Raw genomic sequence first — 19,133 nt, 5'->3', positions numbered from 1 at the left:
GCGCGACCATCACAGGTAGCGCTTGCCCCGGCAGTCCAGCAGCTCGCAGCAGCCGACGAGCGCCCGCACCTCCTCGGCCGTGAGTTGGTAGTGATCGCCTCGTGCGCCGCTGGGCGGTCGCGGACGCCTCTGAGACCGCCCAAACGGAACTCGGCTTGGCCCCCAACGAGAGCCGGTCCTGGCATGGCTGGCACCGGCACGTCTCGCTGGTGGTGCTGGCCTTCGCCCTGCTGGCCCGGGTGCGCCGGCTGGCGAATGGCGCTCCCTCAAAAACGGCGCTCGTCGCCACGCTCTCTGGTGCCCTGGTCGATCCAGGAGATCCGGCGCGGGGCGATGCAGCTGGCGCAGCGGCGCATTGAGCCGGCCTTCGTTCTGGCTTGGTCCGCATGGCGGCGTGCCCACCAGGCGGCCGCTCAACGCGCGCACCTGAGGCGCAAGTCGCAACTGTAATGCTAGGGTCCAGACTCAATCAACTTGACCGTGAGATGCCGGCATGCGGCCGCTCATTCATGTTGCTGGGCGCGTAGCGACGTAGGCTGTCCTGAGCCCCGGCTTGAAGCCCAAGTCCTCGTAGAAGGCGTGCACCCGGGGATCTGTCCGGCCGCTTTGCATCAGCACGTGATAGCAGTCCGTCTCCCAGGCGTGCGCCAGAGCAGCCCGAACGACGGCCCTACCGTGACCCCGCCCTCGTAGCTCGGGGTGCGTGACGACGTTCTCCAGGAAGGCATGGCGTTTCCCTTCACGGAGCAGGTTCGGCGCAGTGATGAGCATGCAGGTCGCAGCGAGGCGGCCGTGCGCTTCAGAGACAAAGACACGGATAGCTTGCTCCCCCATGATCTCCCGCCAGATGTTCTCGGCGCGCTCCGGCGGTTGAACCATCGCGCTCACCTCCGATGCGGCGAAGAGCGAGAGGAGAGATGGCAGATCGGAAGGGAGGGCAGGGCGGGCGTCGGGCATGGAAGGTGATCCGTGACAGGCATGCACCTGCCTATGACCGGCCGGCGCTGTCCTGTTGCGATAAAGCTGATTGGGTTTTGACCCTGGCTTCCTCCCTGTAGCCCGGCTCTCGCCTCCGAGAAAAGCAACTCATGGGTTGCGTTTCCGCCCAGGATGTGTCTACGGTCGGGCAACCAGGAGGTTGCGCATGGACGACGCGGAGGATTGCATCTCGAAGGTTGTGGAACTCGCCGCGCCGGTATCGCGGGTCTGGCGCGCGCTCACCGACCACGTGGAATTCGGCCATTGGTTTCGCGTCAAGCTGGACGGGCCGTTCAGACCCGGGGAGATCACCCGCGGCCGCATCACCTATCCCGGCTACGAGGGCGTGGCCTGGGCGGCCAAGGTCGAGCGCATGGACCGCGAGCGCCTGTTCGCCTTCTCCTGGCATCCGTTCGACGTGGACGCGACTATCGACGTCTCGGCCGAGCCGACAACCCTCGTCGAGTTTCGGCTCGAGCCGATCGCGACCGGAACACGGCTGACCATCACCGAGTCGGGTTTCGCCGCGTTGACCGATCCTCGCCGGCTGGAGGCACTGCGCAGCAACCGGAAAGGCTGGGACATCCAGGCCGGCAACATCGCCCAGCATGTCACCGCTTGAGTCGTCTCGGCAGGCGCCTGCCGATGCCGCGCTGCTCTTCGCGGCACTCGGCGACACGACGCGGCTAGAGATCGTGTCACGCCTCGCCGACGGCCGGCCGCGCTCGATCGCTCAGCTTACGGAAGGGCTGGCGCTGACCCGACAGGGTGTGGCCAAGCACCTGACTGTTCTAGAGCGAGCCGGCGTCGTTGCCAGCCGGCGCGTCGGCCGCGAGCACCGCTTCGCGGTCCGGCCAGAGGCGATCGTCACGGCCCGGCGCTACCTCGACCGCGTATCGGAGCAGTGGGACGACGCCCTATGGCGCCTGAAAAGCTTTGTCGAAGTCTGACCAGCAGGAGAAACGAGATGGCCTATGTCGAAGGATTCGCACTCGCCGTGCCGCATGCGAACCGGCAGACCTATGAGAAGATGGCCGTCGTCGCCGCCCACGTATACAAGGAGCACGGCGCCTTGAGCGTCATCGAATCCTGGGGTGATGACGTGCCCGATGGGGGGATCACCTCCTTTCCGATGGCGGTCAAGGCCAAGGCGGATGAGGCGGTGGTGTTCTCATGGGTGCTTTGGCCCTCGCGTGAGGCACGCGACGCGGGGAACGCCAAGGTCTTCGCCGATCCGCGCATGAAGCCGACCGCCGACGCGCCCTTTGACAGCAAGCGCATGATCTACGGCGGGTTCGAGGTCTTCGTCGAAGCGTAGAGCGATTGAGACGGCACAGCACTTTCCGGTTACCATGGGGAATAGTGCATGATCTGCACCGTGACGCCATTCTTGATGTTCGAGGGAAAGGCCGAGGAGGCGCTGAGTTTTTACGCTTCAACACTCCCGAACAGTCGTTTGATCGAGATAGAACGGTACGGGGCGGATGGCCCGGGCGCCGAAGGCTCCGTCAAGCTGGCGCGTTTCTCCATAGGCGGCCTGGTCCTGATGTGCACTGACAGTCCGGTCCCCCATTCCTTCACGTTCACGCCCTCGATTTCGCTCTTCGTCAATTGCGGCTCCGAGGAGGACCTGGTTCGGCTGGCCGAGGCGCTCGGGGCCGGGGGCGAGGTCCTGATGCCGCTCGGGAATTACGGCTTCAGCCGCAAATTTGGATGGTTCAAGGACCGCTACGGCGTGTCCTGGCAACTGAACCTCGAGTAGCTAGAGTATTTTCCGACGAAGTGGACGCCGGTCCGTCGCAGAAAATGCGGCAAAGGCCTGGAGCAGGATCCGTTCCACCATGAACGGATCCTGCTCTAGTGCAGCGACGGTGCCGGAAGCGCGGTTCGGTCTGCTCTCGAAGTCAATTGCGGAGCGGTGCAACAGGCCAGCGCGGGAACCTGCAATGATGGACTTACGACATGGTCGATGATGAGAAAGCGATCGAAGGGCGTGTGGGGCACGAACGCGCACGACTCGCCCGCTCCCGCAACATGGTGCAGGTGGCGGTCGAACAGCTGACCCGCGGCCCATCGCTGTTCCTTCATCAGCGAATGCGGGTTGCGCGGAATGTGATCAAGCCCGGCGCAGTGTGCGCGCATCCTTGACGGTTTGAGGAATGGCGCCACTGATCGGGCGGATCCTCTTGTGGGCGGTGAGGAGCGTGGGGGCGCTCGTCCTGTTCCTTCTCGTCCTCGCCCTCGCTGACCGTCCGAGCACTCCACCATTCACGGATTCTGCGGGGCGGCTGCTTCCGGGCAGCATCGCCGAGATGACCACCATCCCGATCGGCGATATCCCACAGGCGGTCTGGTTCAGGGGCGCGAGCACAAGTAACCCGCCGCTCGTTCTGCTACACGGTGGTCCGGGTACAAGCGAGTCGGCGCTCTTCCGGGCCTTCGTGCCGCAGCTGGAGGCAGGCTTTCTCGTCGTCTACTGGGACCAGCGCGGCGCGGGCCGCTCGTTCTCTCCCGCGATTCCCCCGCAGAGCATGACCATCGATCGGCTTGTCGCCGACCTCGACGAGCTGATTGCCTATGTGCTGCAGCGCTTTGGGCACGAGCGCGTGATATTGCTCGCTCATTCCTGGGGCACGGTGATCGGATTGCTCTACGCCCACCGCCACCCGGAACGGGTTGCTGCTTACGTCGGCATCGCCCAGGTGGCGGATGTTCCTGCTGCCGAACGGATTGGTTGGGAGTGGGCGCTGGCACAGGCACAGATGCGCGGCAGCGACCGGGCGATCGCCGCGCTGACGCGGATTGGCCCGCCGCCGCACGATGTTGCCGCCATGCTCACCTCCCGAAGGTGGGTCGAGCGCTTCGGCGGCTCGTTCCACGGCGGCCTCTCGACGGGTGCGCTCATCTGGGCGGCACTGCGAACGAGTGAGGTAACGCTGTGGGACCTCGTCCTGTTCGGCCGCGGCAATCGCTTCTCGCTCGATCACCTCTGGCCGGAGATGCGAAACCTCCGGCTGACCGGGCTGACCACATTCGCAACGCCGATCGTCTTCCTTCTTGGCAGGCATGACAGGCAGGTGCCAGCCAGCGTCGGGGTGGCCTATTTCGAGACCATTGCGGCCCCCTGCAAACGCTTGGTCTGGTTCGAGCGGTCGGCTCACAATCCGCCTTTCGAGGAGCCGGAGGCCTTTATGGAAGTGGTCAGCCGACAGGTGCCGGCGTGGCTGGCTTCACCCGTTTGCGCGCGGCACTGAAACGACCTCGTATTCCTCGCCGCCAATCTGACACCCTGCAACTCCTTGCTGTCTGGCGCGAGACCTCGTTGGCGGCCGCAACGACTTGGAGCGCTCTTGGCAGAGCGCCGGGGACGCAGGCCGGCGCTGGGCGGATGACCAGCCGGCGCAAAGGATCTGGATCTTTCATCGAGAAAGCTGAGCGCATTGTCGGTCGGTGCGCGTGGACGAAACGGACATCCGGATCCGGGGACAGTGGCATTGCCTTGACCGGGCCATCGACAAGCACGGTGAGGCGGTCGATTTCCTCCTCGCCGCCCACCGTGATCTCGATGCCGCCAAGCGGTTCTTCCGCAAGATGCTCTCGGCCGAGCCGCTGCTCGCCCCGGATCGGATCGGCACCGATGGCGCTGGTCCCTATCCGCCGGCGATCGCCGAGAGCCACGAGGACGGTCTGCTGCCGCGCATGCCCATCCACCACGTCACCAAGCCCCTGCAGCAAGGGATCGAGAGCGACCCCTTCCGGATCAAGCGGCCGATGCCACGAGTGGGCGGGTTCCGATCGTTCCACACGGCGCGGCGCACGATCCAGGGCGTCAAAGCCATGCTATGGCTGCGCAAGGGCTTCGGGTTCTCGGGTGTCTGGACCGTGCGCGAGCAGAACCACACTCGGTTCCGCGACGATGAGCCCTATTTCGCCGCGTCCAGCGTACCCGTCACGTGATTGTGCAGATTGACGAGCTGCGCGAGCAACCGCACCATCTTGGCTCTCTCGCTGGGATCGAGCGGCTCGAGAAGCCGTTGCTGGACGCGACGGACCGCGGGTTCCACGTCGCTGAGCACCTGCAGGCCGGCCGGCGAGAGGCGCAGCAGCTTGACCCGTTTGTCGCTCGGGCTCGGGCTGCGAAGGATCCAGCCCTTCGCCTCCAGGCGCTCCAGCACGTCACCGAGCGTCGAGCGGTCGAACGCGATCAGGGACGACAACCGCGTGGCATCCACCTCGGGGTTCTCGCGTATCGCGGTCAGCGCGGCGTACTGAACCGAGGTCAGACCGGACGCGGCACATTCCTCGGCGAAGATCGCCGATGAAATCTGGTGAATACGGCGGAACAAGTGGCCGGGCATCGAGTAGAGATCGCTCATGGGTTCCTGGCAGGGCATCTGATCTAAGCTTATAGCGAGCCGGCGGAATCTGCCGATTCGTCCGTACTTTGACGCCTTTCCGACTCCGGCTGCCGGCGTCGGACGCGGCCAGCCTCGCATCGCTGCGCGATCCTGCCAATCCAGCGGCGGCGAGAGAGCCTCACGCTCGCTGGCGAGGTGCGTGGCAGCGCCTGCTACGGCCGTGACGCGAGCGCCTTCGAGCCAAGCCGCGTCCTCACAGTCCTCCCCACCCCAGAAAGGCGGCACCCCGCCGCGAGCCGATATTGACAGCATACATATTATCCGTATACGGTCTTTTTGGCGAGAGGGCGTCGCGCGATCCGACAGGCCGCCCTCGCGGCGCGGGCTGCGCGCTGGGCTGTTCCCAGCGACAATCTCGTAGAGAAGCGAGAGATCTTCTGCGCCGCAGCGAGAGTTCATCTCAGCCAATAAGAGATTTGGGAGGACAGTCATGCAGTTCTATCTCGACGGCTACAATCCTGGCGACCCCGACATTCTCGCCGCCGCACCGGGCGCCGAGAACCAACCGGCGGGTCTGCCCGAGACCGTCGACGTCCTCATCGTCGGCGCCGGCCCGGCCGGGATGCTGCTGGCCGCGCAACTCTCGACTTTCCCCAGCATCAGCACGCGCATCATCGACCGCCGCGACGGTCCGCTCCAGGTGGGGCAGGCAGACGGCGTGGCGTGCCGCACGGTCGAGATGTTCGAAGCCTTCGGCCTGAGCGAGAAGCTGGTCCGCGAGTCCTACTGGGTCAACGAAACCGTGTTCTGGCGTCCCTCGCCGGACGACCGCTCCACAATCACGCGCACCGGTCGCGTGCAGGACACCGAGGACGGCCTGTCTGAATTTCCCCACCTGATCGTGAACCAGGCCCGCCTGCTGCAGCACCTGTCGGACTACATGCTGAAGGCGCCGACGCGACTGGTGCCTGATTACGGCCTGGAGTTCGTCACGCTGACGATCGAACCCGAGGGCGATTACCCGGTCGTGGTCACGGTGCGTGACGTGGGCAGCGGGGCGGAGACCTCGATCCGCGCCCGCTACGTCGTCGGCTGCGACGGCGCGCGCAGCCGCGTGCGGGATGCGATCGGCGCCGAGCCGCGCGGGGACTTCGCCAACCACGCCTGGGGCGTCGTGGACATGCTCGCCGTCACCGACTTCCCGGATATCCGGCTCAAGGCCGCGATCCAGTCGGCGGACGAGGGCAACATCCTCCTCATCCCGCGCGAAGGCGGCTACCTGGTTCGGCTTTACGTCGATCTCGGCGAGATCGACCCGAACAATCGCGACGCGTTCCGGCTGAATACGCAGGAGATGGTGATCGAGACCGCCCAACGCGTGCTGCGCCCGTACACGCTGGACGTACGCGATGTCGCGTGGTTCGCGGTCTACCAGGTCGGCCAGCGCGTCACCGACCGGTTCGACGATGTCCCGGCGGACGAGGCCGGATCTCGCCTGCCCCACGTCTTCATCGCGGGCGATGCCTGCCACACCCACAGCGCCAAGGCCGGCCAGGGCATGAACGTGTCCATGCAGGACACGTTCAACCTTGGTTGGAAGCTCATCGCGGTTCTCGAGGGGCGCGCCAAGCCGGAGCTCCTTCGCACCTACACCACCGAGCGCCACGCGATCGCTCAGGGCCTGATCGACTTCGACAAGGAATGGTCGAAGATCATGGCCTCGCCGCCGACGGATCCGGCGCATCCGGAGCTCGGCGGCGTCGACCCTGCGGAGCTGCAGGCCTATTTCGTCAAGTCGGGCCGGTACACGGCCGGGGTGGCGACGCATTATCCGCCGGCGACCGTTCTCACCGCCGCGGCGACCCACCAGGCGCTTGCCGCGGGCTTCCCGGTCGGCATGCGGTTCCACTCGGCGCCCGTCGTGCGCCTCGCCGACGCCAGGCCGATGCAGCTCGGCCACGCGGCCCGGGCCGATGGCGCCTGGCGCATCTACGCCTTCGCCGACGCGAGCGGACAGCGGGTGCGCGCGCTCATGCGCTTCCTCGCGGAGTCCGAAAACTCGCCGATCCGCCGGTTCACCCCGGAGGGGGCGAGCATCGACAGCGTCATCGACGTGCGGGCGATCTTCCAGCAGGGCCATCGCGATCTGAAGGTCGAGGAGCTGCCCGCGCTGCTGCTCCCGCGCAAGGGACGGTTCGGCCTGATCGACTACGAGAAGGCCTACACGCCCGACCTCAAGACCGGCCCCGACATCTTCGACCTGCGCGGCATCGACCGTGGGACCGGAGCGATGGTGGTGGTCCGTCCGGACCAGCACGTGGCGAACGTGCTCCCGCTCGATGCGCACGACGACCTCGCCGCCTTCTTCGGACGGTTCCTGCTTGATCGTCGCTGAGGTCGGCTGGCCTAGCGCAAGCGCCGTGACGCTGCCGGACCGCATAGGATGGATGGGGATGGCGCGCTGTTTCCGAAGGTCGCGCAGTCGATCCTGCCTGTTCCGAACAGAATACCTCCCGCCTCACAGCCGTGGGGCTCGAGCCTGACCAGAGCCGAGACGAATACTTGCAGCTGAAGGTCCAGGTCTGGCTGACCCACAAGAAATCACGGAGAGGAAAGATGCCCAGCCAAACAGTGCCGGGCCGACCCCGGCGGATGACACCGCGGCTGACTGAGCGCCCCTCCCTCCGATGGCACCCTCAACCGCCCTCATGCTGCGGTGCGATCTTCGATCGCCTGCACCTCAGCATGAGGAGCGGGGCGGCTGCCACGCAGGTCGGTTTCGATTTAGAGGGAAGAGGCGCGAGCGGAAGCTTGCTGGGCTGAACGAGGCGAACCGCGCCAGTGCCGATGGCGTCCATGCGCCTGGGTCCGCGGAGGGAGTCCACGGCCACCCGGATGTCCGCCCAGCGCTCCTTACGTGTGGGCGCAGATCACGGCGGTAACGGCCTCCGTCATGCCGCGACCCTCGACAGGGTGGGCAGGCTGCGGCCGTCGTCGTAGCCGGTTCTCCTGCTGCGGGCTGCGTTCTATGGGTTGCACCCGATGCAAATGTTCGTAACGGGTCGCATCTCCGGGACGCGGGCCTTGGTCAGGGTGAGCTCGTGCCGTTTGGAAGCAGCTTGGACAGGCGTCGTTCCTGTCGACTCGTCCTTGGACGGCGTTTTCGGCGGCGCGAGTGCGGAGCTGGATGCAGGCACGGCCGTTTGCGCCAGGGACGCTGACGCCGTGGCCAAGGTGATGATCAGGCCCAGCGTCATGCCGCGATAGCTACCCATTGGGCTCTCCCTTTGAAATTTCTTCGGACTTAGGCCCTCAGGTTATCAGCAGCTCCTACGGATCGAGCGGCGATTACGGCTGATGCGGTGTCACTTCGGATGGGCCGGAGGAGTGACGACGGTCGGGCATCCGTGGCCTTCGCCGAGGCCATCCTCGCCATCGACCGCGCTTGAACGAAGGCGGGAACTATCCGAACTTGGGCGTCCCGCGAGGCGGTTGATGCTGCATGGATCGGATCGATGCCATGAGGGTCTTCGTCGCCGCCCTGGATGAGGGGAGTCTCGCCGGGGCGGGGCGGCTGCTCGGCCGATCGCCCGCAGCGGTCAGCAGGGCCATTGCGTTCCTCGAGCGGCAGGTCGGCGCTCCTCTGCTTCACCGCACCACCCGCGCCATCAAGCTGAGCGAGATCGGTGAGCGCTATGCGGCCGCCTGCCGCCGTGTTCTCGTCGATCTGCAGGAGGCCGAGATGGTCGCCGCGGGCGAGCAAGCCGCGCCGCGGGGGACCTTGACCATCACGGCGCCCCCGATCAGCGGCGAGGAGATCCTGCGCCCCATCGTCGATGCCTTTCTCGAAGCTTTCCCGACCGTATCGGTCAATCTCCTCCTGCTCGACCGAAACGCCAATCTGGTCGAGGAAGGGATCGATGTCGCACTGCGCGTCGCCGAGCTGCCGGACTCCTCCATGGTGGCCGTGCGCGTCGGTGGCGGCGTGAAGCGTGTCGTCGTCGCGTCTCCGCGCTATCTCGCCATGCATCCGCGGATCGAGCAGCCGAGCGACCTCGCCAAACATCGCATCGTGACCACCGCACATTTTGGGCAGGATGCCTGGGTGTTTCCGCCTGCAGCGGGAAGCCCGATCGGTCGGTCGATCCATTTCAAGCCGCGCCTGGTGGTCAACAGCGTGCGTGCGGCGCTCGGCGCGGCGGTCGGCGGGCTCGGCGTGACGCGGCTGTACACCTACCACGTGGCCGAGCGCGTCCATGACGGGTCGTTGCAGCGGCTGCTGCGGGATGCCGAGCCGCCGGCCATGCCGGTCAATCTTCTCATGCCGCAAGGGCGCATGTCCGTCCCCAAGGTGCGCGCCTTCATCGACTTCGCGGCTCCCCGCCTGCGCGCGGAGTTCGCCAGGCTGTCCGCCGAGGCGGTTGCGCCGACCCCCTGACCGACGCGGCCACTCTTCCGGCTGCCGCAAGAATGCCTGCCGAACAGCGGCCATTCAGTTCTTTCGCCAGGGCCTCAAGATCATTCCCGCAGACCAAGACGGTCTGCCAGCCGCAATCGGGCGGCCGAGAGAATGACGGGAGATCACCCTATGAGCACCGATCGGAAAGTCGCGATCGTCACAGGCGCGTCGCAAGGTATCGGAGCCGGTCTGGTCACGGCGTTTCGGAATCGCGACTACCGCGTCATTGCCACGTCTCGCTCGATCCAGCAGACCGGCGACCCCGATATCGTGGCGGTCCGTGGCGACATCGGCGATCCGGAGACCGCCGAGGCCGTGACCCGGGAGGCGATCTCTCGCTTCGGACGGATCGACACGCTCGTCAACAACGCCGGTATCTTCATCGCCAAGCCGTTCACCGAGTACACGGCGGAGGACTTCGAGAGCAAGATCGCGACCAACCTCGCCGGCTTCTTCTACATCACGCAGCGGGTCGCGGCCGAGATGCTGAAGCAGGGTTCCGGCCACATCGTCAGCATCACGACGAGCCTCGTCGATCAGGCAACCAGCAGCGTGCCGACCGTGCTCGCCAATCTCACCAAGGGCGGCATCAACTCGGCAACCAAGGCCCTGGCGATCGAGTACGCCACGAAGGGCATCCGCGTGAACGCCGTCGCTCCCGGTATCATCAAGACACCGATGCATTCACCGCAGGCCCACGAGTTCCTGGCCGCGCTCCATCCGATGAAGCAGATGGGTGAGATCAAGGACATCGTGGACGCCATCATGTTCCTGGACTCCGCCGGCTTCGTGACCGGCGAAATCCTGCACGTCGATGGCGGCCAGAGCGCCGGACGCTAGGGCAAGCTGCAGGAGGCCGTGATGCCGATCGTCACCATCCAGGTCACCAGGGAAGGCTCCGCTCCAGGCCGCTCGTCCGTGACGGCTGAGGAGAAGGCGTCGCTGATCGCCGGTGTCAGTCAGCTTCTGCTCGACGTTCTGCACAAGCCCCTCGATTCGACCTTCGTCGTGATCGAGGAGGTCGAGCTGGAGAACTGGGGCTGGGGCGGCCTGCCGGTGGCCGAGTTCCGGAAGCAGCGGCGACCCCGGTGAAGGCTCATCCACCGCCCGATCCGCGAGTTCGACCACTGTGACTTGCGAAAGGGATGGTCATGACGAGCGTCAGTCAGTCGAGACTTCTGGATCTCCTCGGCATCGAGCTGCCGGTCATCCAGGTGCCGATGGCGGGTGCAACGACGCCCGAGATGGTCATCGCGGTGAGTGAGGCCGGCGGTCTCGGTTCGCTGCCGAGCGCGCAATACACGGAGGTCGATCTCCGGGCGGCCCTGGACCGGGTTCTCGCCGGCACCCGAAGGCCGATCAATCTCAACTTCTTCTGCCATGCGAACCCGGCCGAGGATGCCGCACGGCAATCCGCCTGGCTTGCGCGTCTCGCCGGGTACTATGCCGAGGCCGGTCTCGACCCGGGAATGCCGAAGGCGCAGAGCGGACGCACGCCGTTCGATGCCGCGGCCTGCGCTGTCGTGGAAGCGTATCGGCCCGAGGTCGTCAGCTTTCATTTCGGGCTGCCCGATGCTGCGCTGTTCGATCGGGTGAAGCGTACAGGGGCCAAGGTTCTCGCCTCTGCGACCATTGTGGCCGAGGCACGCTGGCTCGCCGAGCGTGGGGTCGACGCCGTCATCGCGATGGGAGCGGAGGCGGGTGGGCATCGCGGCAGCTTTCTGACGGAAGACATGTCTCAGCAGATCGGCACCCTCGCGCTCGTCCCGCAGGTCGTCGATGCCGTGTCCGTCCCGGTCATCGCCGCCGGCGGCATCGCCGATCGACGCGGGGTCCAGGCGGCCTTCGCGCTGGGCGCAGCCGCCGTGCAGGTCGGCACCGCCGATCTCTTCACACCTGAGGCGAAGATCTCGGAGATCCATCGCAGGGCGCTCCATGCGCCCGACAGACCGACGGCGATCGCCAACCTGTTCACCGGCCGGCCGGCGCGAGGCTTGGTCACTCGGCTGATGGCGGATCTCGGCCCCCTGTCCGATCTCGCTCCGGCCTTCCCGACGGCCGGCACGGCGCTTGGACCGCTGCGGAAAGCTGCCGAGGCTGCGGGTCGCGACGACTTCAGCCAGCTCTGGGCCGGGCAGTCCTTCCCGCTCTCAAGGCCGATGTCCGCGGCTGCGCTGACGCGGCTGCTTGCCGGCGCGATTGGGATCAGACCGGTCGGCTAACGCTCCCAGAGGGAAACATCACCTTGGCCATGAGGCCGCCACCCTCTCTGTTCTGCAAGCTGAGAGATCCATTGATGGCCATCGTGAGTTGGTGGGCAATGGCAAGACCGAGGCCGGTGCCGCCCGTGTCGCGGTTGCGCGACTGCTCCAGGCGGACGAAGGGCTGCAGCACGGCATCGAGCTTGTCGGGCGGGATTCCCGGCCCCCTGTCGAGGACCGAGATGACGATCTTGCCGTCGGCTGCCTCCAGGTCGACCTCGGCCCGGCCGGCAAACTTGAGAGCGTTGTCGATCAGGTTGGTGAGGATGCGGCGCAGCGCGTGCGGGCGTGTCACGACCGTCGCCTCTTGCGTCGCCAGGGACGCAACGTCCTGCCCGGAATCCTGGTAATCGAACACGATGCTCTCGACGAACGCGCGGATGTCGATTCGGGCCGGCTGTTCGACCTCCCCATGGACACTGCGCGCATAAGCGATGCCCTCGCGAACCAATGCCTCGATCGCACCGAGATCCCGAAGGAGAAGCTCTCTCTCCGAACTGTCATCCGCCATTTCAGCGCGCAGCTTCATGCGGGTGATCGGCGTCTGGAGATCGTGCGATATGGCGGCGAGGATCCGGACGCGCTCGTCCAGATGACGGGCGATCCGATCCTGCATGGCGTTGAAGGCCGTCGCCGCCCGGACCACTTCGATGGGCCCGCGCTCTGCGAAGCGCGCGTGTTTCCCGCCCGGCTCGAATGAATTCGCCGCGTCGGCGAACTGCATGAACGGCCTGATCGCGAGCCGGACGGCAAACCAGATGCATCCGATCAGCAACAGGAGCTGGGCAAGCAGCACGGCGGGAAGCCAAAACGCCAGCGGCATCAGCTCGGGCGTGACGTCGATCGTCACGGGCGCGCCATCGCTCAGGACAGCATGCGCCTGGAGCCGCTCACGATGTCCCGGAATGGCTTCGATCCGGACGGCGAAGCGCGGACCGACCGCTTGGCGAATCTCGTCGGCGATGGCGCCTGCCCGGGCGGAGAGCTCCGGCTTCCCCGGCAGGCCGGGGCCGAGCTCGTACCGGTAGGTCCGCCGATCCAGCATCGGGATCCAGTCCGGCCGCTCGGCAGCCGGCAGCCTGTCGAGCAGCGCGATCGATACCGCGACATCGCGCTGCAACGTGGTCAGCATCACCGCTCGCGCCGAGACATAGCGCTCCAGAAAAAGGACCGCGAAGGAGAGCCCGTGCGCGACCACCAAACCCGCCAGGAGGATCAGGAACAGCCGGGTTCGCAGGCTCCGTGTCCAGGCTCGGATTCGTCGAAACGTCTCCATTGGGCTCAACTTCGCGTCTTCGCGATCGTGATCGGCATCGCGAAGACGTAGCCCTCGCTCCGGACCGTCTTGATGTAGGTCGGCTCGCGCGCATCGTCCCGGAGGCGCTGCCGCAAGCGGCTCACCAGCAGGTCGATGGACCGGTCGAAGAGCTCCGCCTCGCGGCCCTGCGTGAGGTTGAGGAGCTGGTCGCGCGACAGGACCCGCTGGGGATGGTCGAGAAACACCCGCAGCAACCGGTATTCCGCGCCGCTCAGTGCCACCACGGTTCCCGTCGCGTCGAGCAGATGCCGGGCGGTGGTATCGAGCTGCCATGCCCCGAAGGTCAGCAACTGGGCGACCTCGGTGACCTGCAGATTGGGCGGCAGCATTCGGGTCCGACGGAGCACGGCCTTGATCCGGGCGAGCAGCTCGCGCGCTGCGAATGGTTTCACGAGATAGTCGTCCGCGCCCATCTCGAGGCCGACGATCCTGTCCGTCTCGTCGCTTCGTGCCGTCAGCAGCACGATGGGCGTCGTCTTGTGCTTGCCGGCGCGCAGTTCGCGACAGAGCACGAGGCCGTCATCCCCGGGCAGCATGATGTCGAGGACGATGATGTCGACACGGTCGGCGTCGAGAAAGGACCGCATCTGCCGCCCGTCCGCGGCGACGGTCACCCGCAATCCGTTCTTCTTCAGATATCCGGAGACCAGCTCACGGATCTCGCGATCGTCGTCGACGATCAGAACATGGTCGACATGGTCCATCCGGACGGCCCTCGGCTTGTCGTCCCCGGATAGCGGTGCGGAGCACCGATCGAACCAGCTCGGGACGAGAAATTCGTATCCTTCTTTGTATCCGGGTATCCGGCTGTTGCGGATACGGCGAAGCCCATCAAGAATCCATGCCGACGGCCGTCTCGACGTCTCCTCTGCCCAGGGCGGCGCCTCCGCCGGCAAGACGCGGGCGGGGTGTATCATACCAACGGGCCTTGAAAATGACCGTTGGTTCCGTTCTCGGATTTTCGCCAAGCCTTTGGCTTGGTGTCGAAAATTCGAGTTGGGTCAACGACCCGCTGCGTCAGCAGCCTGGGCCGTTGGAATCACGTCTCGCCCGGGATGGCGGTGGCGTCGGCACGCCTACACGCCGTTACAGATCTCCGCGATCCGAAAACATGGCAGACACTTTCAGTGGGTTGAACGGGCCGAGTTCAAGGGCGAGTCGGCGCGGAGCGCGCATTGATCTCGCCCCGGGGAGCAGCCATGACCTTGTTCGTCATCTCCTATCTGGCCGGCGTGCTGACCATCCTCAGCCCCTGCATCCTTCCAGTCCTGCCCTTCGTCTTCGCACGTTCGGACCAGCCGTTTTCCAGGAGCACGCTGCCGATGCTCATCGGGATGGTCGCGACCTTCGCCAGCATCGCAACGCTGGCCGCCGTCGGCGGAAGCTGGGCGGTTCATGTCAACGAGGCGGGTCGCGCCGTGGCCCTGGCGTTGCTGGCGCTGTTTTCCGTGACCCTGCTGTCGCGGCGGGCCGCGGCGGTTCTCACCGCTCCTGTCGTGAGGCTGGGCAGTGACCTGTCCGACCGAGCCGGAAGGCAGGCCGCCGGCGCTGCGGGGTCCTCGCTGCTGCTCGGGATGGCCACCGGGCTCCTCTGGGCGCCCTGTGCGGGACCGATCCTCGGCCTCGTTCTGACGGGCGCGGCTCTGCGCGGCGCCGATGTGGAGACGACTCTGCTTCTCGCCACCTATGCGGCGGGCGCCGCGACCTCGCTGGCGGTGGCAGCCCTCGCGGGTGGATCGGTTCTGGCCGCCATGAAGCGATGGCTCGGGGTCGGCGAGCGCCTCCGACAGGGACTCGGTCTGGCCATGCTGGCAGCCCTCGCCGCCGTCGCGCTCGGCTCCGATACCGGTCTTCTGGCCCGCTTGTCCTTCGCGACAACGACCAAGCTCGAACAAGCGCTCGTGGATGGCCTGGGCGGCGCCACAGCGTCGACCGGCGCCGTACAGGATGCCGATGCCGCGCGGTCGGCGGATGCGACGCCCGGGCGCTATCGCAGCCGCCTGCCGGTTGAGGGCCGCTTCCCGTCCCTCGACGGCGCCGTCCAGTGGTTGAACGGCGGGCCGCAGACGGTCTACCAGCTCCGCGGCAAGGTGGTCCTGGTCCACTTCTGGACCTACTCGTGCATCAACTGCATCCGGACCATCCCCTTTGTCCGAGCCTGGGCGGAGACCTATCGGGACAAGGGACTCGTCGTGATCGGCGTTCATGCGCCCGAGTTCGCGTTCGAGCGGAACCTCGACAACGTATCGAGCGCAATCCAGAAATTCAGTCTCTCATATCCCGTGGCGGTCGATAACGACTTCAGGCTCTGGCGCGCGTTCCGCAACAGCTATTGGCCAGCCTTGTATTTCATCGATGCGGAGGGCCGCGTCAGGCATCATCACTTTGGAGAGGGCGAGTACGCGAGATCCGAGCGCGTCATCCAGGACCTCCTTGCCGAGGCGGCCGGGCATCGGAACGCCGACGCGCGCTTGACCGCGCCGGGCGCCCATGGAGCCGAGCTCGCGCCCGATCTGAGGCGTCTCCGGTCCGGGGAAACCTACCTCGGACACGCGAAGGCGGAGAATTTCGTCTCGCCGGAGGGTGTCGAGCCGGACGCCGCGCGGGACTACACGTCAGGGCAGCCGCGCTTGAACGAATGGAGTCTCGCCGGCAACTGGACCGTCCTGCCGGAACAGGCCGGGCTCAACCGCGCGGGCGGCGCGATCACCTATCGCTTCAGGGCACGGGATCTTCATCTGGTGCTCGGCCCCGGCCCAGCCGGGAGGCCGGTTCGCTTCGTGGTGACGCTGGACGGCGAAGCGCCGGGTGCAGACCATGGCGCCGATGTCGACCGCAGCGGCCATGGCGTCGTCTCGGAGGCTCGGCTCTACCAGCTCGTGCGCCAGACGGGCGATGTCGGGGAGCGCACCTTCGCGATCCGCTTCCTCGATCCCGGAGTCGAGGCGTTCGCCTTCACCTTCGGGTGAGGCGGGCCGCCGCGGTGCCATCCGCTCTGTATCAGCCTGTATCCGGACCGGCAGATGCCTACATCCGCTTTCACTTTCCCCGCGCGGGCACATCATTGCGATACGCCACGCTGGCTTTGTCCCGACATCGTCGAAACGGTCAGGAGGAGCACATGGCTGAAACGATCGATCTGCAGCGTCGGCGGCTGGTCGCAGCAGCGACGGGAGCTTTTGCGGCGACCGGTCTCGGATTCATCGGAACAGCCAGCGCGCGTTCCGGTCGTGGCGCGTCCGCTGGTCTTCCAAGCATCGAGGCGGGCACGCACACCTCGTTCGGTGCGCTCAAGCAGATCGATGCGGGAGACCTCAGCGTCGGCTATGCCGAAGCCGGGCCGGCGACCGGAGCGCCCGTCCTGCTGCTCCACGGCTGGCCCTACGACATCCATAGCTACGTCGACGTTGCGCCGGCCCTCGCGGCTGCAGGCTATCGCGTGATCATCCCGTATCTGCGGGGCTATGGCACCACGCGCTTCCGGTCCCAGGCGACGCCGCGGAACGGCCAGCAGGCGGCGCTCGCCGTCGATATCCTCAACCTCATGGACGCGCTCAAGATCGAGAAGGCGATCATCGCCGGATACGATTGGGGCGCGAGGACGGCCAACATCATCGCGGCGCTCTGGCCGGAGCGCTGCAAGGCGCTGGTGTCGGTGAGTGGCTACCTGATCGGCAGCCAGGAGCTCAACGCGAAGCCGCTGCCTCCCAAGGCCGAACTCCAGTGGTGGTACCAGTTCTACTTCGCCACCGAACGCGGCCGGGACGGCTACGGGCGCTACACCCGCGACTTCGTTCGACTGATCTGGGAACTGGCGTCGCCGCAGTGGCACTTCGACGACGCCACCTTCGACCGCTCGGCGCCTGCATTCGAGAATCCGGATCATGTCAGCGTCACGATCCACAACTACCGGTGGCGGCTCGGGCTCGCGGACGGTGAGGAGAAGTATGCCGAGCTGGAGAAGAAGCTCGCCACCTTCCCGGTCATCACGGTGCCGACGATTACGCTGGAAGGAGATGCCAACGGAGCGCCTCACCCGGATCCGGCCGTCTATGCCAGGAAGTTCTCAGGCCGGTACGAGCACCGCCTAATCACGGGCGGCATCGGCCACAATCTTCCGCAGGAGGCACCGCAGGCCTTCGCCAGGGCGGTGGTCGACGTCGATGGCTTCTGAGCGCTGCCATGCCCGGAGCAACTGCGGGTCGCAAGCATCGGATCCGCTTCTGTCACGAGGCTCGCGCGAGGCAGCGCGACCGCGTCTCCACGCGATATGCGCGGTGATCGATAGCGCGACCGCCCGCGATGACTCCGGATCACCTCGAATGCGAAGCGCCGGCCATTGAATCTCGCCCTCGTGACGTTCGAGGTTCCAGCCGTTCAGACGCCGGAGGCGTATCATCCGGCCGGACGTCCTTGGCGCGGGTCGCCTGATTGTCAGCGACAGCCCGCCGGAGATGATCCACAAGCCGCAAGGAGAACCGTCCGGTCGAGTGATGAACCAGAGTACGATGCGATCTCGCCGGCCCAGTTCCTGGATCGCCGCGCCCGTCCTGGGAGCGCTGGCGGGTCTCCTCTACGCCGCCATCGTCGATGCCGGGATCCTGGCGGATTCGGCGATCCGGGGAGCCTTCATCGGATCGCCCATCCTGTACTATGAGCGCGGGTTGCTGTTTCCGCGCTGGCGCGACCGGATCCGGCGGGCCGCAGCGCCTCTCTTCGCCGCGGCGACCATCGCGACCTACACGGTCATGATCGTGCTCGGCAATGCGGCCGCCGGGACCGTGTTGCATCACCTGTTCGGCTACATGCCGAGCGCCCGCGCCGCGATGAGGATGTCGGAGACGGGATTCCTTTATTCCCTCGGCGTGTCGGCCATCATCGCGTTTGTGTTCCGCGTGCGGGACCTGATCGGCCCACGCGTGTTCACGAACCTGCTGCTCGGCCGTTATCATCGGCCGATCAGCGAAGAGCGCATCTTCCTCTTTCTCGACGTATCCGGCTCGACCCGCTTTGCCGAGCAACATGGCGACCTGGCGGCCCAGCAATACCTCGGGCAGATCTTCAGCGCGCTGGCCATGCCGGTCCACCGGTCATGCGGCTCGATCGACGATTACATCGGCGACATGGCCTTGGTCAGCTGGACCATCGCGCAGGGCACCCGGGACGCCGCGTGCCTGCGCTGTGTCTTCGATTTCGCAGCGACGCTCGCGGAGAGCGCTGCAATCTGGCAGGCACGGTTCGGTCAGGTGCCGGGCTTTCGCGCCGCGCTGCATTGCGGCTCCGTCGTGACCGCCGAGATCGGCCTTGAGCGCCACAAGATCGCGTATTTCGGCGATACCGTGAACACGACGAGTCGTCTTGAGGCTCTCGCCAAGACGTTGGGCGTTCCCGTGCTGGTTTCGGCAGATCTGCTCGACCGCATCGGTGATCTGCCGGACGATCTCGTGGCGGACGATTTGGGGCGTCACGCCATCCGTGGCCGCAACGAGCCTCTCATGGTGGCGGCTATCCGACAATGTGCCGATCCGCCCTCACGGGAGCGGTCCGCCCTTTAGGGTCTGGACCCGAAACACCCCAGGGGCAAATAAAGCCGGCTTGGTTTCGGTCCGATTTCCGCCCCGTCCAGCTGGTGTCCCGGCGATCGCCCAATCCGGCTTGTTCGCTGGGGGGCAACACAAGAAGCCCAGGTTGTGCCGGTCGACCCTGTGCCCTACCTACTGGTTGGTTGAGGGGTCCGTCGGAATCGAGACCGCAGGCGC

18 protein-coding genes and 2 pseudogenes are annotated in these 19,133 nt (G+C 66.2%); 16 read left to right on the top strand and 4 right to left on the bottom strand.

What is annotated here, in order from left to right; translation table 11 throughout:
* Positions 1-104: 104 nt before the first annotated feature.
* Positions 105-359: pseudogene (locus tag MNOD_RS04040) on the top strand (IS701 family transposase); the annotation flags it as partial.
* Between the two features lie 148 nt (positions 360-507).
* Here the strand turns inward: MNOD_RS04040 and MNOD_RS04035 are convergent.
* Complete coding sequence (locus MNOD_RS04035) at positions 508-957, bottom strand: GNAT family N-acetyltransferase (protein ID WP_015927563.1); 450 nt, start codon at positions 955-957, stop codon at positions 508-510.
* A gap of 187 nt (positions 958-1,144) precedes the next feature.
* Here MNOD_RS04035 and MNOD_RS46050 point away from each other — a divergent pair, with 187 nt between their 5' ends.
* The 7 genes and pseudogenes from MNOD_RS46050 to MNOD_RS04000 form a co-directional block, all read left to right on the top strand.
* The gene (locus MNOD_RS46050) at positions 1,145-1,600 is read left to right on the top strand and encodes an SRPBCC family protein (RefSeq protein ID WP_015927562.1); all 456 of its coding nucleotides are present in this window, start codon (positions 1,145-1,147) and stop codon (positions 1,598-1,600) included.
* Positions 1,587-1,928, top strand: coding sequence for an ArsR/SmtB family transcription factor (locus tag MNOD_RS46045; protein ID WP_015927561.1), 342 nt, complete (start codon positions 1,587-1,589; stop codon positions 1,926-1,928). Before MNOD_RS46050 ends, MNOD_RS46045 begins: the two co-directional genes overlap by 14 nt.
* A gap of 17 nt (positions 1,929-1,945) precedes the next feature.
* Positions 1,946-2,296, top strand: a complete 351-nt coding sequence (locus MNOD_RS04020; protein WP_015927560.1) for a DUF1428 domain-containing protein — start codon at positions 1,946-1,948, stop codon at positions 2,294-2,296.
* Positions 2,297-2,344: 48 nt separating this feature from the next.
* Complete coding sequence (locus MNOD_RS04015; protein ID WP_015927559.1) at positions 2,345-2,740, top strand: VOC family protein; 396 nt, start codon at positions 2,345-2,347, stop codon at positions 2,738-2,740.
* Positions 2,741-2,940: 200 nt separating this feature from the next.
* The gene (locus MNOD_RS04010; RefSeq protein WP_043748026.1) at positions 2,941-3,126 is read left to right on the top strand and encodes a hypothetical protein; all 186 of its coding nucleotides are present in this window, start codon (positions 2,941-2,943) and stop codon (positions 3,124-3,126) included.
* A gap of 11 nt (positions 3,127-3,137) precedes the next feature.
* Positions 3,138-4,232 (top strand): alpha/beta fold hydrolase, encoded by a 1,095-nt coding sequence (locus MNOD_RS04005; RefSeq protein WP_015927558.1) that lies wholly within the window; start codon positions 3,138-3,140, stop codon positions 4,230-4,232.
* Between the two features lie 184 nt (positions 4,233-4,416).
* Positions 4,417-4,935, top strand: a pseudogene (locus MNOD_RS04000) (IS6 family transposase); the annotation flags it as partial.
* On the opposite strand, the gene MNOD_RS03995 reads toward MNOD_RS04000, so the two are convergent.
* Positions 4,902-5,354 carry a MarR family winged helix-turn-helix transcriptional regulator gene (locus MNOD_RS03995; RefSeq protein ID WP_015927557.1) on the bottom strand — a complete coding sequence of 151 codons (453 nt, stop codon included), beginning with the start codon at positions 5,352-5,354 and terminating at the stop codon, positions 4,902-4,904. The pseudogene MNOD_RS04000 and the gene MNOD_RS03995 sit on opposite strands and share 34 nt — an antisense overlap.
* 472 nt (positions 5,355-5,826) lie before the next feature.
* Between MNOD_RS03995 and MNOD_RS03990 the strand changes: the two genes are divergently transcribed.
* The 5 genes from MNOD_RS03990 to MNOD_RS03965 all read left to right on the top strand — a co-directional run bounded on the left by MNOD_RS03990 (position 5,827) and on the right by MNOD_RS03965 (position 12,017).
* Positions 5,827-7,731: an FAD-binding monooxygenase gene (locus tag MNOD_RS03990; RefSeq protein WP_015927556.1), complete on the top strand. Its 1,905-nt coding sequence runs from the start codon at positions 5,827-5,829 to the stop codon at positions 7,729-7,731.
* A 1,107-nt stretch (positions 7,732-8,838) separates the two neighbouring features.
* Positions 8,839-9,774 carry a LysR family transcriptional regulator gene (locus tag MNOD_RS03980; protein WP_015927554.1) on the top strand — a complete coding sequence of 312 codons (936 nt, stop codon included), beginning with the start codon at positions 8,839-8,841 and terminating at the stop codon, positions 9,772-9,774.
* A 150-nt stretch (positions 9,775-9,924) separates the two neighbouring features.
* The gene (locus MNOD_RS03975) at positions 9,925-10,635 is read left to right on the top strand and encodes an SDR family NAD(P)-dependent oxidoreductase (protein WP_015927553.1); all 711 of its coding nucleotides are present in this window, start codon (positions 9,925-9,927) and stop codon (positions 10,633-10,635) included.
* Positions 10,636-10,656: 21 nt separating this feature from the next.
* Entirely contained in the window at positions 10,657-10,887 is a 231-nt protein-coding gene (locus tag MNOD_RS03970) for a tautomerase family protein (RefSeq protein WP_015927552.1), read from the top strand.
* 59 nt (positions 10,888-10,946) lie between these two features.
* Positions 10,947-12,017, top strand: coding sequence for an NAD(P)H-dependent flavin oxidoreductase (locus MNOD_RS03965; protein ID WP_015927551.1), 1,071 nt, complete (start codon positions 10,947-10,949; stop codon positions 12,015-12,017).
* On the opposite strand, the gene MNOD_RS03960 is transcribed toward MNOD_RS03965, so the two are convergent.
* Entirely contained in the window at positions 12,001-13,332 is a 1,332-nt protein-coding gene (locus MNOD_RS03960; protein WP_015927550.1) for a sensor histidine kinase, read from the bottom strand. The genes MNOD_RS03965 and MNOD_RS03960 overlap by 17 nt on opposite strands.
* A 5-nt stretch (positions 13,333-13,337) precedes the next feature.
* Positions 13,338-14,078 carry a response regulator gene (locus MNOD_RS03955; RefSeq protein ID WP_015927549.1) on the bottom strand — a complete coding sequence of 247 codons (741 nt, stop codon included), beginning with the start codon at positions 14,076-14,078 and terminating at the stop codon, positions 13,338-13,340.
* 495 nt (positions 14,079-14,573) lie between these two features.
* On the opposite strand from MNOD_RS03955, the gene MNOD_RS03950 reads away from it, so the two are divergent.
* The 3 genes from MNOD_RS03950 to MNOD_RS03940 all read left to right on the top strand — a co-directional run bounded on the left by MNOD_RS03950 (position 14,574) and on the right by MNOD_RS03940 (position 18,929).
* The gene (locus tag MNOD_RS03950; RefSeq protein ID WP_015927548.1) at positions 14,574-16,343 is read left to right on the top strand and encodes a cytochrome c biogenesis protein DipZ; all 1,770 of its coding nucleotides are present in this window, start codon (positions 14,574-14,576) and stop codon (positions 16,341-16,343) included.
* A gap of 152 nt (positions 16,344-16,495) precedes the next feature.
* Positions 16,496-17,548, top strand: a complete 1,053-nt coding sequence (locus MNOD_RS03945; RefSeq protein WP_015927547.1) for an alpha/beta fold hydrolase — start codon at positions 16,496-16,498, stop codon at positions 17,546-17,548.
* Between the two features lie 334 nt (positions 17,549-17,882).
* A complete protein-coding gene (locus MNOD_RS03940; protein ID WP_043748019.1) occupies positions 17,883-18,929 on the top strand; it encodes an adenylate/guanylate cyclase domain-containing protein in 1,047 nt (348 codons plus the stop codon).
* Positions 18,930-19,133 lie beyond the last annotated feature (204 nt).

Source organism: Methylobacterium nodulans ORS 2060, assembly GCF_000022085.1.
Taxonomy (GTDB): domain Bacteria; phylum Pseudomonadota; class Alphaproteobacteria; order Rhizobiales; family Beijerinckiaceae; genus Methylobacterium; species Methylobacterium nodulans.
This window is presented reverse-complemented; position numbering and strand designations above follow the sequence as displayed.

Bases quoted from the DNA above. Each gene is read 5' to 3' on its own strand.
- MNOD_RS03980 (WP_015927554.1), top strand. From the start codon at position 8,839: ATGGATCGGATCGATGCCATGAGGGTCTTCGTCGCCGCCCTGGATGAG.
- MNOD_RS46045 (WP_015927561.1), top strand. From the start codon at position 1,587: ATGTCACCGCTTGAGTCGTCTCGGCAGGCGCCTGCCGATGCCGCGCTG.
- MNOD_RS03945 (WP_015927547.1), top strand. From the start codon at position 16,496: ATGGCTGAAACGATCGATCTGCAGCGTCGGCGGCTGGTCGCAGCAGCG.
- MNOD_RS03990 (WP_015927556.1), top strand. From the start codon at position 5,827: ATGCAGTTCTATCTCGACGGCTACAATCCTGGCGACCCCGACATTCTC.
- MNOD_RS04020 (WP_015927560.1), top strand. From the start codon at position 1,946: ATGGCCTATGTCGAAGGATTCGCACTCGCCGTGCCGCATGCGAACCGG.
- MNOD_RS04035 (WP_015927563.1), bottom strand. From the start codon at position 957: ATGCCCGACGCCCGCCCTGCCCTCCCTTCCGATCTGCCATCTCTCCTC.
- MNOD_RS04010 (WP_043748026.1), top strand. From the start codon at position 2,941: ATGGTCGATGATGAGAAAGCGATCGAAGGGCGTGTGGGGCACGAACGC.
- MNOD_RS03970 (WP_015927552.1), top strand. From the start codon at position 10,657: ATGCCGATCGTCACCATCCAGGTCACCAGGGAAGGCTCCGCTCCAGGC.
- MNOD_RS03965 (WP_015927551.1), top strand. From the start codon at position 10,947: ATGACGAGCGTCAGTCAGTCGAGACTTCTGGATCTCCTCGGCATCGAG.
- MNOD_RS03950 (WP_015927548.1), top strand. From the start codon at position 14,574: ATGACCTTGTTCGTCATCTCCTATCTGGCCGGCGTGCTGACCATCCTC.
- MNOD_RS46050 (WP_015927562.1), top strand. From the start codon at position 1,145: ATGGACGACGCGGAGGATTGCATCTCGAAGGTTGTGGAACTCGCCGCG.
- MNOD_RS03955 (WP_015927549.1), bottom strand. From the start codon at position 14,078: ATGGACCATGTCGACCATGTTCTGATCGTCGACGACGATCGCGAGATC.
- MNOD_RS03940 (WP_043748019.1), top strand. From the start codon at position 17,883: ATGCGATCTCGCCGGCCCAGTTCCTGGATCGCCGCGCCCGTCCTGGGA.
- MNOD_RS03995 (WP_015927557.1), bottom strand. From the start codon at position 5,354: ATGAGCGATCTCTACTCGATGCCCGGCCACTTGTTCCGCCGTATTCAC.
- MNOD_RS04005 (WP_015927558.1), top strand. From the start codon at position 3,138: ATGGCGCCACTGATCGGGCGGATCCTCTTGTGGGCGGTGAGGAGCGTG.
- MNOD_RS03975 (WP_015927553.1), top strand. From the start codon at position 9,925: ATGAGCACCGATCGGAAAGTCGCGATCGTCACAGGCGCGTCGCAAGGT.
- MNOD_RS04015 (WP_015927559.1), top strand. From the start codon at position 2,345: ATGATCTGCACCGTGACGCCATTCTTGATGTTCGAGGGAAAGGCCGAG.
- MNOD_RS03960 (WP_015927550.1), bottom strand. From the start codon at position 13,332: ATGGAGACGTTTCGACGAATCCGAGCCTGGACACGGAGCCTGCGAACC.